This window comes from Edaphobacter sp. HDX4 (genome assembly GCF_036877565.1).
In the GTDB taxonomy this organism is placed as follows: Bacteria; Acidobacteriota; Terriglobia; order Terriglobales; family Acidobacteriaceae; genus Edaphobacter.
Map to the genome: position 1 here is coordinate 159,299 of NZ_JAEDXW010000005.1, position 15,127 is coordinate 174,425.

Annotated in this window: 16 protein-coding genes; 12 read left to right on the forward strand and 4 right to left on the reverse strand. The window is 58.3% G+C overall.

From position 1 onward, the window contains the following. Positions 1-166: 166 nt before the first annotated feature. The 3 genes from lexA (at position 167) to JAO29_RS07335 (ending at position 3,529) form a co-directional block, all read left to right on the forward strand. On the forward strand, positions 167-775 hold the full coding sequence (gene lexA, locus JAO29_RS07325; protein ID WP_334267542.1) for a transcriptional repressor LexA: 609 nt from the start codon (positions 167-169) through the stop codon (positions 773-775). A 171-nt stretch (positions 776-946) separates the two neighbouring features. Then, positions 947-2,155, forward strand: a complete 1,209-nt coding sequence (locus tag JAO29_RS07330; RefSeq protein WP_334267543.1) for an efflux RND transporter periplasmic adaptor subunit — start codon at positions 947-949, stop codon at positions 2,153-2,155. Between the two features lie 522 nt (positions 2,156-2,677). Next, entirely contained in the window at positions 2,678-3,529 is an 852-nt protein-coding gene (locus JAO29_RS07335) for a DUF4097 family beta strand repeat-containing protein (protein WP_334267544.1), read from the forward strand. Positions 3,530-3,742: 213 nt separating this feature from the next. On the opposite strand, the gene JAO29_RS07340 is transcribed toward JAO29_RS07335, so the two are convergent. Together JAO29_RS07340 and JAO29_RS07345 are read right to left on the reverse strand one after the other, a co-directional pair. Next, positions 3,743-4,453 carry an HAD family hydrolase gene (locus JAO29_RS07340; RefSeq protein ID WP_334267545.1) on the reverse strand — a complete coding sequence of 237 codons (711 nt, stop codon included), beginning with the start codon at positions 4,451-4,453 and terminating at the stop codon, positions 3,743-3,745. A gap of 33 nt (positions 4,454-4,486) precedes the next feature. Then, positions 4,487-6,148, reverse strand: a complete 1,662-nt coding sequence (locus JAO29_RS07345; RefSeq protein ID WP_334267546.1) for a M20/M25/M40 family metallo-hydrolase — start codon at positions 6,146-6,148, stop codon at positions 4,487-4,489. Positions 6,149-6,178: 30 nt separating this feature from the next. Between JAO29_RS07345 and JAO29_RS07350 the strand changes: the two genes are divergently transcribed. Then, positions 6,179-7,504, forward strand: a complete 1,326-nt coding sequence (locus tag JAO29_RS07350; RefSeq protein WP_334267547.1) for an FAD-dependent oxidoreductase — start codon at positions 6,179-6,181, stop codon at positions 7,502-7,504. Between the two features lie 31 nt (positions 7,505-7,535). Here the strand turns inward: JAO29_RS07350 and JAO29_RS07355 are convergent, their stop codons facing one another. Beyond that, on the reverse strand, positions 7,536-8,123 hold the full coding sequence (locus JAO29_RS07355; protein WP_334267548.1) for a histidine phosphatase family protein: 588 nt from the start codon (positions 8,121-8,123) through the stop codon (positions 7,536-7,538). 39 nt (positions 8,124-8,162) lie between these two features. Here JAO29_RS07355 and uvrB point away from each other — a divergent pair, with 39 nt between their 5' ends. The 5 genes from uvrB to JAO29_RS07380 all read left to right on the forward strand — a co-directional run bounded on the left by uvrB (position 8,163) and on the right by JAO29_RS07380 (position 13,244). Continuing rightward, entirely contained in the window at positions 8,163-10,151 is a 1,989-nt protein-coding gene (gene uvrB / locus JAO29_RS07360; protein WP_334267549.1) for an excinuclease ABC subunit UvrB, read from the forward strand. A gap of 167 nt (positions 10,152-10,318) precedes the next feature. After that, positions 10,319-10,750 carry a response regulator gene (locus JAO29_RS07365; RefSeq protein ID WP_334267550.1) on the forward strand — a complete coding sequence of 144 codons (432 nt, stop codon included), beginning with the start codon at positions 10,319-10,321 and terminating at the stop codon, positions 10,748-10,750. Continuing rightward, positions 10,747-11,385, forward strand: coding sequence for a YdcF family protein (locus tag JAO29_RS07370; protein ID WP_334267551.1), 639 nt, complete (start codon positions 10,747-10,749; stop codon positions 11,383-11,385). Before JAO29_RS07365 ends, JAO29_RS07370 begins: the two co-directional genes overlap by 4 nt. Before the next feature lie 64 nt (positions 11,386-11,449). Next, complete coding sequence (locus tag JAO29_RS07375) at positions 11,450-12,223, forward strand: dienelactone hydrolase family protein (RefSeq protein WP_334267552.1); 774 nt, start codon at positions 11,450-11,452, stop codon at positions 12,221-12,223. A gap of 61 nt (positions 12,224-12,284) precedes the next feature. After that, a complete protein-coding gene (locus JAO29_RS07380; protein ID WP_334267553.1) occupies positions 12,285-13,244 on the forward strand; it encodes a carbohydrate kinase family protein in 960 nt (319 codons plus the stop codon). Here JAO29_RS07380 and JAO29_RS07385 read toward each other — a convergent pair. After that, positions 13,241-13,651 (reverse strand): hypothetical protein, encoded by a 411-nt coding sequence (locus JAO29_RS07385; RefSeq protein WP_334267554.1) that lies wholly within the window; start codon positions 13,649-13,651, stop codon positions 13,241-13,243. The genes JAO29_RS07380 and JAO29_RS07385 overlap by 4 nt on opposite strands. A 3-nt stretch (positions 13,652-13,654) precedes the next feature. Here JAO29_RS07385 and JAO29_RS07390 point away from each other — a divergent pair, with 3 nt between their 5' ends. The 3 genes from JAO29_RS07390 to JAO29_RS07400 all read left to right on the forward strand — a co-directional run bounded on the left by JAO29_RS07390 (position 13,655) and on the right by JAO29_RS07400 (position 15,106). Beyond that, positions 13,655-14,506, forward strand: a complete 852-nt coding sequence (locus JAO29_RS07390) for an HAD family hydrolase (protein WP_334267555.1) — start codon at positions 13,655-13,657, stop codon at positions 14,504-14,506. Between the two features lie 49 nt (positions 14,507-14,555). Next, positions 14,556-14,792, forward strand: coding sequence for a sigma factor (locus JAO29_RS07395; RefSeq protein ID WP_334267556.1), 237 nt, complete (start codon positions 14,556-14,558; stop codon positions 14,790-14,792). Between the two features lie 71 nt (positions 14,793-14,863). Next, the gene (locus tag JAO29_RS07400) at positions 14,864-15,106 is read left to right on the forward strand and encodes a hypothetical protein (RefSeq protein WP_334267557.1); all 243 of its coding nucleotides are present in this window, start codon (positions 14,864-14,866) and stop codon (positions 15,104-15,106) included. Positions 15,107-15,127 lie beyond the last annotated feature (21 nt).

Below are 15,127 nucleotides of genomic sequence, written 5' to 3' on the forward strand. Positions count from 1 at the left end.
TATAGAAGCCGGGCTTTCAAGCCTCATCCGAAGTTTTGTTGCGTGACACATTTCAAAACGGGAATCAGTCCCTTGCCGGCCCGCTTCGGGAAGGCCTTCCTCACACTTTTGGGTGAGCATCAAGAAAGTAGCTTGCAATTCGCCTTTTATTCGCTACAATTTTCGCATGGCTATCACGCGGCGACAAAAAGAGGTTCTCGACTTCCTCTCCGGCTTCACCCAGAAGAACGGGTACTCCCCTTCCTATGAAGAGATCGCCAGCGGCCTCGGCCTCAGCTCGCTCGCTACCGTCCACAAACACGTCACCAATCTCCAAAACAAAGGTCTTCTGCAGCGGGCCCATAATCGCAGCCGTTCCATCGACGTGCTTCCCGCCCGCGGCAGTAAGCGCAGCAGCTCCGACCGCCTCCCCCTGTTAGGGCGCATCGCCGCCGGCCAGCCGGTCGAGGCTATCGAGACCGCCGAAAGCATCTCGCTCGGAGACATCATCGGCAGCCGCGAGGTCTTCGCCCTCGAAGTTCGTGGGGATTCCATGCGGGATGAGCACATCGTCTCCGGCGACTATGTCCTGGTTGAGCGCACCCGAACCGCGCGCGAAGGAGAGATCGTCGTTGCCCTCGTCGATGGCTCCGATGCTACCCTCAAGCGCTTTTATCGTGAAGGAAGCATGATCCGCCTTCAGCCTTCGAACGCCGAGATGGCACCCATCTTCGCACCTGCCGCAAATGTAAGCATTCAGGGCAAGGTCCTCGGCGTCCTGCGCAAATATGCATAGGCTGTAACACTGCCGTATCCTCTCCCGCTCAAAATCCATGTTGCAGGCCCGGCCATTCTCTGCTCTTTTCCTCTAAAATTTCAGGGAACTCAGGGCCCATCCATTGCGTAGTCACATCCCAGTACGCGTCATCGCTATCGGAACGCAACAGCAACCAGCGGGAGCAAGACCTTGGCCACACAACGCAAACAGAAGCGCAATCTCTGGGTCTGGGGCGGCGTCATCGCCCTCATCGTCGCCGTCATCCTCGGGGTCGCCGTTGCAGCCCGCGGCAACAGTGTAAAGCTGGAGCCCTCGCAGCTCGCGAAGGCTGAAAAGGGAGACATCGCGCGTTCGGTAGTCGCCACCGGCAAGGTGCAGCCCATCACCAAGGTCGAGCTCAAGTCCAAAGCTTCGGGCATCGTCACCAAACTTTACGTCGATATCAACCAGCACGTGAAGCAGGGGCAGGTCCTCGCCCAGCTCGACCAGGTGGAGATTCTCGCCCAGGTCAATGCGCAAAAGGCGCAGCTTGCCGCCGCTGAATCCAACGCTCGCGCCGCCCAGGCAGCGATTCAGTACGACCAGGTCAACGCCGAGGCTCCCGACCTTCCGATGTTCAAGCACACCTACGAGCGCGCGCTCTCCATGTCCAAGGACGGCGTTGTCTCTCAGCAGGCCCTTGACGATGCAGAGCAGAAGTTCCTGGCCGCGACCAACACTCGCGACAAGGCAGTCGCGCAGATCGCAGTGGACACCTCCAAGCTCCACCAGGCGCAGGCACAGGTTCAGCAGTCTCAGGCCTCGCTCAAGCAGCTTGAGGAGCAGCTCAGCTACACCACCGTCACCTCCCCAATGGATGGCGTCATTCTCTCGCGTGATGTCGAGCTGGGCGACGCCGTCAGCTCTATTCTCGTGATGGGATCAACCGCGACCCTCATCATGACCATCGGCGACACCACCCAGGTCTACGTTCAGGGCAAGGTCGATGAATCGGACATCGGCAAGGTCTATATGGGTCAGCCCGCCCGCATCAAAGTCGAATCGTTCAAGGACAAGACCTTCCAGGGTAAAGTCACCAAGATCGCTCCGCTCGGCGTCGAAAAAGACAACGTAACGACCTTTGAGGTTCGGGTCTCCATCGACAATCCCGGCGGCGAGCTCAAAGCCAACATGACAGCGAACGCCGAGATTCTCCTGGATGAACACAAAGGTGTTCTTACCATTCCCGAGCAGGCCGTCATCTACGACAAAGACCGCAACGCCTCCGTCGAGGTCCCCGATCCCAGCCAGAAGAAAGGCCGTCGCAAAGTCGACATCAAGGCCGGCATCTCGAACGGAACCCGTACCGAGGTCCTCGCCGGTCTCAACCCTGGCGAGACCGTAATCCTGCAACAATAAATCTCCACCGCACTCACATGTTTTTGGCAAGATTTCTCAGCCTCAAAGCCGCACACGTGACCGTCTCAAACACCGTGTTCCCGGGTGTGCGGTGTCGGGTGTCCGGTGTCGGGTTCCGAGTGCCGGGGTGCCCCACATCTCGATTTTGAGATGTGGGTTCTTCGGATCAAGCATCAAACTCCCATACCCCAAAATCTCCGCACATTCCATTCCCAAGGGTGTCATCCTGAGCGAAGTGACCGCAGGGAGCGTAGTCGAAGGATCTGCGGTTTCTTCAAGGAAACCATAAACATACATCCACAACGCCGGGTGCCCCACATCTCAACTTCGAGATGTGGGTTCCTTCGAGCGAAGCTCGAACCGTCTCCTCAAGGGCATCTCTCTTCCCTTCTATGGAAAACTCCTCAAGAGCAGCATTCAACACTGAGGCACTCGCCCGCCAAAACAAAACAATCTCTCGCCGAATTCACGGAACCAACTCCGCTCGTCGCGCGTAACCAGAATCATCGACCGGAGGCATCCATGAACGCTCGTCATCTTCTCGTAGCCATCACTCTCAGTGCCGCCACGACCGCCTTTGCGGCCGAAGCCAACTTCGATAGGACGCTCAACGTCAGCAACTCCCCCAATGTTTCGGTCTCTACGGGCTCCGGTTACATCCGCATCAAACCAGGCACCGACAGCCAGGTCCACATCGTCGGCCACGTCCATAGCAGCAACAACTGGATGGGAGGAGACGCCGAAGCCCGCGTCCAACAGATCGCCAAAAATCCGCCAATCGTTCAGAACGGCAACGAAATCACCATCGGCGAGCGTCACTCCAGCGATCTCTACCGCAACATCTCCATCGACTACGACGTCACCCTTCCCAAAAACTCCAACATAGCCGCTGGTACCGGATCGGGTGACCTGACGATCGAAAATGTAGGGGCCACTCTCACTGCACACTCCGGTTCGGGGTCGGTCCGTGCCACTGGCATCCAGGGAGCGGCAACCCTCGGCTCAGGCTCCGGGGATGTGGAACTCCAGCAGACCGGTCCCGGCGACGTGCGCGCCGAAACCGGATCCGGCTCGGTTCATATCAGCGGAACCAACGGAGCGTTGAAAGCTTCTACAGGTTCTGGTGATATCGACGTCCAGGGACACCCTACCGCTGACTGGAAGCTCTCGACCGGGTCCGGCTCCATTCAGATGGCTCTTGGAGGTGGCGCGAAGTTCAACCTCGTCGCTGACACCGGCTCCGGTTCCGTCAACGTCGCCCAGCCCATCACCATGCAGGGCAGCCTCAACCGTCATCACATCAGCGGATCCGTCAATGGCGGAGGACCTCTGGTTCACGCCAATACCGGTTCAGGAGACATCACTATTCGGTAGCCCCGAAACAGGTCAACCCCTGTCGCGCGCTATCTCTCTTCAAACAGGAGAGATCCGCGTTGCCGATGAGTTTCCTCTTACCCGCTAAAATAGAAGTAAGTCAAAAGACGCCCCAGTCTCCCTGGGGCGTCTTCGTCTTTCAGATCTGTCCAAAATATGGAACTGGGATGGAGGTCCGGACCTATCTCTATTGTTTCGAAGATTTTGCGCAAATTAGTAGGGGTGGGTGGGTATTCCCAGAACATCCAGCCAGCCGGCGGGCGAGTCCACCGTCAGGTCCGGCCTGGCTGCAGCCAGTCTCTCCGGCGCCAGGCCGAAACTGCACCCGACTGAGATTGCTCCCGCGGCCCTCGCCGTCAGAACGTCGATATCCGTGTCGCCGACCATCACCGTCTCTGCCGGAGTAACCCTCGTATCCGACAGCGCAGAAGCCTCTCCCATCAGAGTCAGCAGGCCGTGCGGATCCGGTTTCTTAGTGTGGAAGCTGTTTCCCCCGTAGTTCTGGAACAGATAGTTCGAAATCCCGAAGTGATCGCAGATCACCCGCGAAGGATTCACCGGCTTGTTCGTCAAAACCGCCATCAGCGTATCCGGAAGCGCCGCACGGATCGCCGCCAGCGCCTCCATGACACCGGGGTAGACATAGGTGTAGTCGAGCTTGTGAACCCTGTAATACTCGAGGAAATAGTGGACTGCAGCCGCGACGAACTCCTCGTCGTGCGCGTCACCTTCCGGATCTCCCAGCGAGCGCCGCACCAGCATCGAGGCTCCATCGCCGATGTAGCTTGCAATAACAGCCTCGGGAAGCGTCGGTTTACCCAGGTGAGTCAACATTGCATTCACCGAGTTGCAAAGGTCCTGGCGCGAGTCGATCAGGGTTCCATCGAGGTCAAAGACCACCAGCTTCGGGGTGACAGGTTCCATTGCTTCAGCCTAATTCTTTTATGCGGGATTCCTCTACCGGGTCTTCTCGAATCGAGAGAAGAAACTCGATTCAAGATAATGCGGCGTCTTGGGATCATCGGCCACGGTCCTCGCCAGATCGGCATAGAAGCTGTTGAACTGTGCCGCCGCTGCAAGGTCCACGGGCTGCGAAAGATCGTCCGCGGTGGAGTGATAGCGCTCTGCCAGCCATGCTCGCCACGCCTTGTACTCCGGCGAGCCGGCATCCCAGCCGAACTTGAAGGCAAGTGCCGGAACGCCCGCCTGCACGAAGCTGTACTGGTCCGTCCGGATAAACGAGTTTCGATCGGGCTCCGGATCGGGAGCAATGATGATGTGGTGTGCCTCTCCGACCTTCCTCGCGTCATCTGCGAGCGTGGACTGTTCCAGCCCCTGCACATGCAGCTTCTTCAGTGCAAACAGAGGCATAAACATATCGAGATTCAGGTCAGCCTTGATTGCACTCTCAGGGACGGTTGGATGACCGGCGAAGTAACGTGAGCCCAGCAGGCCTTTTTCTTCCGCCGTAAAGATGACGAACAGAATCGAACGCTTCGGACGCGCCTTCATTTGGCTGAACCTCTTCGCGGTCTCGAGCACGCTCGCGACTCCCGAAGCGTCGTCCATCGTGCCGTTGTAGATCGTCTTACCATGGATCGGAGCCCCGACGCCAAGGTGGTCCAGATGTGCCGAGACCAGGACATACTCCTTCGAGAGCGTGGGATCAGCTCCTTCGAGCTTCGCGATGATGTTCGGTGACTCCACCTTCGTCTGTTCCGTCACGACCTTGGCGCGGATACTCTTACCCAGCGCAAATCGCGGCAGAGGCTTCTGAGCATCTGCCAACGCAAGAATCTCGGCAAAGCTGTGCCCTGTTCCGGCAAAGAGCTTCTCCGCCTGCGCAGGATTGAACGTCGCCGAGAACATCGGATCGTGATAGTCAGCCAATGCGGGGTGCTTCGCGGCAACGTCGGCTGCATCTGGCGCAGCTGCGAGCCGCATCCCGGGCTGCGATGCGCCGCTTGCGACACGCTGCCATCCGAAGTCCATCGACTTCGGCGTCGGGATGGAGATAATGCCAAGCGCTCCCGCATCGTGCAGAGCCTTCATGAAGGGAACTGTGCGGGCGTAAGACTTCAACGGGCCTGGAAGATCAGACGGGCCGCCATTGATGTAAACGATCACCTTGCCCTTGAGACTCTTCCACGGCACAGCAGAAGAATCGAAGTCGTCATACTTGGCCTCGGGAAGATGCAACCCATATCCCAGAAACACCAGCGGCGCATCCACATGATCCAGCTGCGGAGTCCGTGCGCCGAGCACCGCGTCCTCTCCCAGCGAAAGTGGCTCAACCTCTCCGCCACTGACCAGGCTGACAGACGATTGCCCTGCCTGCACCCGCTGCACGTCGAACGTCACCGGCTGATAAAAGCCACCGTCAACTCCGGCAGGCTGCAGCCCCCACGACTTGAACTGCTCGACAACATAGGCAGCGGCTCTCAGATAATCGTCGCTCCCTGTCAGCCGGCCACGCATGGAGTCGTTCGACAGCGCCTGAACGTGCGCCCACCACTCTCGTCCGGACATATCCGGTCCTGCAACGTCTTCACCGGAAAGCAGGGTGCTGCCTAAAAGGACACTTGCAGCCACAAGGCTCATAGAACGGAACCATCGCATGGAGTCTCTCCTGATGGAAATTTCTTTGGGATGGCTAGAATCTACCATGACGCGCTGATTTATCTGAGTTTGACCGCCGTAGAACCGCCTGCTACCTTTCTTCGCAGGATGCCTGAGGTAAACGACACCGTCCCCAAAACGACGTGTTGCATCATCGGCGGCGGTCCCGCCGGCATCATGCTCGGCTTCCTGCTGGCACGGGCGGGCGTTTCCGTTACGGTTCTCGAGAAACACAAAGACTTCTTCCGTGATTTTCGCGGCGACACGATCCACCCTTCCACCCTCGAGCTTCTCTACGAACTCGGGCTCCTCGATAAATTCCTTGAGATTCGTCACTCTAGAATCACGCAGGCTTCAGCATGCATCGGTGATTACGCCGTCACGATAGCGGACTTCTCCCATCTGCCGACCCACGCCAAATACATCGCCCTGATGCCCCAGTGGGATTTCCTGGATTTCATCGCCTCCGAAGCAGCAAAGCTTCCAACGTTTACGCTCCGTATGGGCTGGGAGGCGACAGATCTTCTTCAGAACGGTGGGGTGACGAGAGGCGTCATTGCGCGTACTCCGGATGGCACGGTTAAGATCCCAGCCACACTTACGGTCGGCTGTGACGGTCGTCATGCCACTTCGCGCGAGGCAGGCCACCTTCCCCTTATCGAATCGGGTGTGCCCATCGATGTTCTCTGGCTCCGTCTCCCTCGCCACGACAGCGACCCGGAGAACGGCCTCGGCTATGTGAACTATGCGCGCCTGATGGTGCTTATCAATCGCATCGACTACTTCCAAGTGGCTTACATCATCGAAAAAGGGACCTTCCCGCAGCTGCAGCAGGCTGGCCTCAAGGATTTTCAGGAGAGCATGGCTCGTATCGTGCCGTTCCTTGCAGACCGAGTCGGCGAGATCGACTCATGGGATAAGGTGAAATTGCTCACCGTACAAGTCAACCGGCTTACGCACTGGTCTTCGCCAGGACTCCTCTGTATCGGCGATGCGGCGCACGCCATGTCCCCGGTCGGAGGCATAGGAATCAACATAGCTCTCCAGGATGCAGTGGCGACGGCCAATATCCTGTCCGAAGCGCTGTATTTCAATTCCCTGACACCGCACCACCTTCGTCAGGTACAGCAGTATCGGGAGAAGGCTGTCCGGCGAACTCAGGCGTTTCAAGTCTTCGCTCACCGAATTCTGAATCGGGTCCTGCACAGTTCCGGACCGGTGCATGCTCCGCTGATACTTCGCTTCGTGACCCACATCCCCGGCTTCCGGCACGTTATGGCGCGCCTGATCGGAATGGGCATTCAGCCGGAGCACATCGCCGCACACCGCCATGCCGCGCATCCGGGCGCGGGATGAACTCCGGCTCCCATGCCCTGGTACGCCGTCCCTACTCGAAGCCGCGATTCCATGACGAGATTACCCTCGTCTCACGCTCCCACCCTAAAACACTGACGCTGCCCGTGCCCAGACCGAACAGGCTTCCCTGCCTCGCAGCCAGCCCTACCCAGCGTGCTCCAAGAATCCTGAGGATGTGTGCATGGGCGAATAGGGCCACCTTGCCACCCGCAGGTGAAGCGGCGAGAGAGCGCGCGATGACATCGTCCGCTCGGATCCCCACCTGCTCGGCGGTCTCGCCCTCAAGGATCGGGTCTTTCCAGACGCTCCAGCCCGGGATCTCGGCGCGGATCTCGGATGTGGTCTTTCCCTCATAGACACCGTAATCCCACTCTTTGAGATTGCTATCGACTACTGCCTGAGTACCAAAACCTGCGATCTGACAGGTCTCCTGCGCTCTTTTCATGGGGCTTACAAAGACTGCATCGAACGTGGTGCCTTTCAGGTAATCGCGAAGCTCTTCCGCCCTCTGCCTGCCATGATCGGTCAGGGCGATATCGGTCCGGCTCGTGTGCTGGCCGCTCAAACTCCACTCTGTTTCGCCATGCCGTATCAACCACAGCTCAGTACCTTCACTCATTCCGCATCCTCCGTCTCACTTCCACTATCTTATGTGGTGATGGATTTTCAGCTAAGTACTACCTACAAGCCCCAGGGAGACCAGCCTCGCGCGATCGGCGAACTCGTCTCAGGACTCAACGCTGGAGAAAAGGATCAGGTCCTTCTTGGCGTAACCGGCTCCGGCAAGACCTTCACCATGGCGAAGGTCATCTCCGAGCTCAATCGGCCAGCCCTCATCCTCGCCCACAACAAGACCCTGGCGGCGCAGCTCTATCACGAGTTCAAGCAGTTCTTCCCCAACAATGCCGTCGAGTACTTCGTCTCCTACTACGACTACTACCAGCCCGAAGCCTATATCCCATCCGGCGATCTCTACATCGAGAAAGAAGCCACGATTAACGAAGAGCTCGACAAGCTGCGTCTCTCAGCCACGCGTTCCCTTTTTGAGCGCCGAGACGCAATCATCGTATCCTCCGTCTCCTGCATCTACGGTCTCGGATCGCCCGAAGCCTACTACGGCATGCTGCTCCTGCTCGAAAAAGGTCAGCGCGTGCGTCGCGAGGACATCACCCGCAGGCTTGTGGAAATCCTCTACGAACGCAACGATGTGGACTTCCGCCGAGGAACCTTTCGTGTACGAGGAGATGTCATCGAGGTGTATCCCACCTACGACGAGAACGCATATCGCATCGAACTCTTCGGAGATGAGATCGACTCCCTCTCGCAGATCGATCCCCTGTTTGGCTCCGTCAAGCAGAAGTACTCCCGCCTTCCCATCTATCCGAAGAGTCACTACGTCGTCCAGCCGGAGCGAAAAGCGACAGCCATCGACTCCATCCTCGCCGAACTCTTCGAGTGGGAGGCCCAGATGGAGAAGGAAGGTCGTCTGGTCGAAGCGCAACGCATCCATCAGCGAACGCGGTTCGATCTGGAGATGATCAAATCCGTAGGCTACTGCCACGGCATCGAGAACTACTCCCGTCATTTCTCGGGCAGGCTTCCCGGGGAACCGCCGCCGACGCTGCTGGACTACTTTCCTCGTGACTTCATGATCTTTATCGACGAATCCCACGTAACCATCCCCCAGTTACATGGAATGTGGCACGGCGATCGCTCCCGCAAGCAGAACCTGATCGACTATGGATTCCGTCTGCCCTCCGCGCTCGACAATCGCCCGCTTCGCTTCGAGGAGTTCGAGTCGCGAACTGGCCAGATTGTTTATGTTTCTGCCACTCCCGGGCCGTATGAGCTGACCAAGTCCGCGGGCGTCGTCGTTGAGCAGATCATCCGACCAACCGGTCTTATCGATCCCGTTGTGGAGATTCGTCCCGTGAAGGGCCAGATCGATGATCTGCTCGCTGAGATTCGCGAACGGACGGAGAAGAACCAGCGCGTCCTTGTTACCACTTTGACCAAGCGCATGGCCGAAGACCTGGCGGGCTACTACACCGAGGTCGGCGTACGCTGCCGCTATATGCACTCGGAGATCGAGACCTTGGAACGCATCAAACTGCTGCGAGACCTGCGTAAAGGCGAATACGACGTCCTGATCGGCATCAATCTTCTGCGGGAAGGACTCGATCTTCCAGAGGTCTCTCTCGTCGCCATTCTCGATGCGGATAAGGAAGGCTTCCTGAGATCACAGGGATCTCTTATCCAGACGATCGGACGCGCCGCGCGACACCTGGAAGGGCGGGCGATTCTCTACGCGGACAAGATGACGGATTCGATGCAGCGTGCCATCGACGAGACAAACCGACGCCGCGAGATCCAGCAGGCCTACAACGAAGAAAACGGCATTACGCCGCAATCCATCATCCGCCCCACCGAGATGACGCTTGCAGGCATTCTCAATGCCGATTACGCAGACCTGACGGAAGAGACCAGCGGTATGCCGGAGTTTGCCAGCCAGCAGGAACTCGACACCTATATCGCGAAACTCGAAAACGAGATGCGCGAGGCGGCGAAGAAGTTCGAGTTCGAGAAAGCGGCCAGACTGCGAGACACGGTCAAAGAACTTCGCACCAAGGAATTCTTGTTCAGCTAATGAGACTCTTCATTGATTTGCACCCAATTAATTTTGCTCACATCTCTTCACTCGAAGGCGTCTCTACTGTAGAGCAGAGAGCGTCAGCGCACAGGCAAAGAAAGAACCTGTCGGTGCATCCAAACCAAACAGAACAGTAACTTTAAGTCGTAACTGAATTGGAACAAATGCATCTCGATTCGCAACCTACTCCCGCTGTGAAGTCTCCCAGAATTCTCGTTGTTGACGATGATCCCGATATTCGCTCTCTCATACGCACCTTTCTCGAACATGAAGGGTATTTGGTCTACGTTTCAGGCGATCCTGACCGTGCGGCGAAGATCTTCAGCCGTACTCCGGACATCGATCTTGTGATCACGGATTATTCCATGCCGCAGCGCTCGGGCTTCGATCTGGCGCGCGAGCTGAGATCGATCCGTTCTTCGGTTCGCATCCTCATCATCTCGGGAGCCATCGTCTCAAACGGACAGTGCGACCAGATTGAAACCCATGGATGGAAGTTTCTGCCAAAACCTTTCTCGCTGCCCCGCCTTCTCGCTGAGGTTCACAGCATGCTGCAGGTGGTGGCAGATAAGAGGTCTGCTACGTTAATGGCGTGAAGCTATTTCGCCAGACACTGTTCGTTCTCTTCCTCGCGGTATGGGTCTTCCTGCTGGTTATGTACGGGAACTTCCTGATCATTCCCCGTCATAACACCGCTGCAACCCACTTCGATACCATCGTCGTTCTTGGAACCCCTTCGCGTATCGACGGCTCCCCCTCCCCGGAACAGAGGGAGCGTGTTCTGGAGGGCGTGAGGGAGTACAAGGCCGGCATTGCCCCGCACATCATTATGACCGGCGGCCCAGCGCACAATCACTTCGTCGAAGCCCACACGATGGCACAGTTTGCCGCCAGTCAGGGAGTACCGGCCTCCGCCATCCTCGAAGAGCCTCAGGCCCACGATACGATCCAGAACATCTACTATTCAGCGGAGATTATGCATCAGCAGGGTTGGAGTTCAGCCGAGGTCATCAGCTCTCCTTATCACCTCGGTCGCGCTTCTCTCATCCTGATCGCCTTCAATAAGCGTCAACCCCGCCTCAACATCGACTGGAGCACTCACGGCTCCCGCTGGCCGCCTGAATACACGATCTATCACAAGATCATCCTCTACTCGGTCGAGTCCTGGCGCTGCCTTCAGCTCCGGGTCCGGGGCTATCCATACTCCAGGTTTTTGCCGGCACACGCCTGAGCGTGTGGACACGATCGCGAACCACCACGATTCAATCTCCATAAAGCAATGAGGAGTCTCGCCTGTGATTATCATCTCCGATGAATATGTAACTCTCGACACACCCGCTGGCCCCATGCGAACGTATATCGCCCGTCCTGTGGCTCCCGGGCGCTATCCCGGGATCATCTTTTACTCGGAGATCTTCCAGATCACGGGCCCGATCCGCCGCATGGCCGCCCAGCTCGCCGGGCATGGCTACATCGTAGCCTCGCCGGAGATCTATCACGAGTTCGAACCCGCTGGAACCGTGCTCGCCTACGACCAGGCCGGTACGGAACGCGGTAACGCTCTCAAGACCACCAAGACCATAGAAAGCTATGATGCCGACGCGCGGGCGGTGATCCAGCATCTGCAGGATCGGCCTGACTGCACGGGGGGTGTGGGAGCCATGGGTGTCTGCATCGGAGGACATCTCGCATTCCGGGCCGCCATGAATCCAGAGATCCTTGCCGCAGCATGCTTCTATGCCACCGACATTCATAAACACAGCCTCGGAAAGGGCATGCACGACGACTCGCTGGAACGCGCCGCCGACATCAAGGGCGAGCTGCTGATGATCTGGGGACGGCAGGATCCCCATGTACCACTCGACGGCAGGCTGAAAGTGCTCGCCCGCCTCAACGAGCTGGAGACCAGGTTCAGTTGGCACGAGGTCAATGGTGCCCATGCATTTATGCGGGACGAGGGACCGCGGTACGATCCCGAACTCGCCCGCCTTCTCTACGGAATCGCACTGGACATGTTCCATCGCAAACTCGGCGAAGGCGACCTCGCGCCCGAGCCCTCTCGTCCATGACGATCCAGGAGAGGAATGCCTGCCTCCGCACGGCCAGGTCCCTTTCATTTAGAGTAAAAAGATGACAAAAACGTCGAAGGTTGACCTGGTCGGCGTCGGGTTGAATGCTACGGATACGGTAATTCCTCTCTCCAGCTATCCCTCTCCAGGTTCCAAGATCGAGTTCCGCGAAAAGACGATCCTCCCCGGTGGTCAGGTGGCCACAACTGTGATCGCATGCCAGCAGTGGGGGCTGCAGACGCGATATGTCGGCAAGCTTGGAGATGACAGCGCCGCACAGCTCCATCGCGACGAGTTCGCCCGGGCGGGCGTCGAGACCCACCTCTTTACAGCGAACGATTGTCCCAGCCAGGAGTCTCTGATCCTCGTCGACCGCGATGGCGAACGCACCGTTCTCACCCGCCGCGATGAGGCTCTCTCGTTGCACCCGGAAGACCTGGAGAAGGAATGGATCGTCAGCGCAGGCGCCCTGCATGTCGATGGTTATGACACTGCGGCTGCGACCCTCGCGGCGCAATGGGCGCGCTCCGCTGGCGTACCTGTGATCGCAGACCTCGATGAGATCTACCCCGGGGTTGAGCAACTCATTGAGAACATCGACTACCTCATCGTCAGCCGGGACTTTCCTTCGAGGCTGACCGGCAAGCCGACGCTGGAGGGCGCCCTACAGGCAATGCACGCGCGTTATGGCTGCAGGCTGGCCGCGGCCACCCTCGGTCCCGATGGTGTGCTGGCCTTCGACGGCAAAGAGTTCCATCATGCGGCCGCCTACTGTGTTTCTGTCGTCGACACGACGGGAGCCGGAGACATCTTCCACGCCGGGTTTATCTTTGGCCTTCTGCAGGGATGGGCGCTCGATCGCCAGCTGGATTTCGCCTGCGCCGCCGCCGCGCTCAATTGCACAGCCTCGGGAGCTCGCGGAGGGATCGGTACCAAGGAAGCGATCATGGCGGTTATCGACACCACGCCGCGCCACGTATCCAACTACACGCCGCAGTCAGCACACCCCGTCGCGCGCTAGCGCCAGCTCACCGCGAGGTGCCACCGCATCTCGCGTTCCCGGGTCTTCTCGAGAACACGCCTGTACTCCAGCAGCTCCGACAGGACCTGTTCTCCCTCCGAGCCCAGCTGCTGCGGTTCAATCTCCAGTGCGGCGATGAGTGCCTCGACCGTGGTCAGTCCGTCCTGCGCGGAATACCACTGCGGAGGAGGTAATCGATGCATCAGTTCCCGGTTGCCTGCACCTTCCTCAATCAGCAAAGACATCGAATTCTCATCCGCTGAGAAGAACTCAATCAGCGGACGCACGCCAACGCGGAGAGCCAGTTTCTCGATAGCATCTTCGTTGCGTGCGAGCGCACGTCCATTTACGAAGATATCGAAACCTGGATCCTCTCCTTCCACCACGATGTACATCGACGCTGCCATTCTGTGCAGTTTAACTCCATCACACGGAACTCGGGAAGAACCTCTCCCGGCACCTCTGTTGATAACCTGCGCGAGATCGGGCAGGGTCGCCCCTATGACCTGTATCCGCTTCGTGGCTCCCCTTATAATCGTGATGTGAGCAGCGGGGACAATCTATTGAGCCGCCCATCAGGAGATACTCTCCTCTTCGACGCCGACGATACGCTGTGGGAAAACAACATCTACTTCGAGCGAGCCATCGCCTCGTTCATCTCGTATCTCGATCACAAGGTCCACACCGCCGAGGAAGTGCGTGAGCATCTCAATCGCTGCGAGCACGCCACGATCGCCGCTCATGGCTACGGTCTTCGCAGCTTCCGTCGGTCCCTCGTCAACTGCTTTGAGGATCTGTCAGGTTCTGTAACGGATCAGCAGCACCAGCGCATTCTTGGGTTCGCCGACAGCATCGCGCACCATGAGATCGAATTGCTTCCCCAGGTTGCGGAGACGCTTGCACACTTATCGAATCGTCATCGCCTTATTCTCGTGACCAAGGGCGATCCCGTCGAACAGACCGGGAAGCTCGAGCGTTCGGGACTTGCGCCCCACTTCACGGCCGTCGAGGTTCTCCCCGAGAAGCACGACGAAGCCTATCTCGCTCTCTCGGCTCTTCATCGCTGCGACGCAGCACGTACATGGATGATCGGCAACAGCCCGCGCTCGGACATCAATCCTGCGCTCAGAGCAGGTCTGCACGCAGTCTTCATCCCTCACGACTTCACCTGGGTTCTCGAGCACGAGACGGTCGAACAAGCCCCCGAAGGGCAGCACCTTCTCGAGCTCAAGTCCTTCCAGGAGCTGCTTCAGCACTTCTAAGCTGTTGCTTCCGGAATATCGGTGAATGCATCCAATCGTATGGATGCCTATGAACTCATGGATCGCTAATCTCATCGATCAACGGAGCCTCTTTCTCGCCTTCGTGCGACGAAGAGTGAAGGACGCGTCCACCTCCGAAGACATTCTGCAGATCGCGTACTCCCGGGCGATCTCGCAGCAGCAGTCTCTCAAGACAAGCGGTTCAGCCAATGCATGGTTCTTCCGCATTCTCCGCATGCCATCGTCGATCACTATCGCCACTCGGCGGTGGAAACCCGCACGTTAGAGCCCCTCGCGCCCGGCTTGGAAGCCCAGGCTCCGACACTCGATATGACCCCGTCAAACACCTGTCCCTGTATGGCAACTGCGCTTCACGAACTGCAACCCGGGTATGAGGCCATTCTTCGTCAGGTCGACCTGGACGAGATTCCACTGGAGACTTACTCCAGGAGCGCGGGAATCACGCCCCAGAATGCCGCAGTCCGCGCCCATCGTGCGCGTCGCTCGCTACGCAAAAAGATGCAGGACCACTGCGGCTCCTGCGCTGAAAGCGGCTGTCTTGATTGCACCTGCCGGCCCAAGGCAGCCCACCACGGGTAAGGCGCGCCTTCATCCAGCACA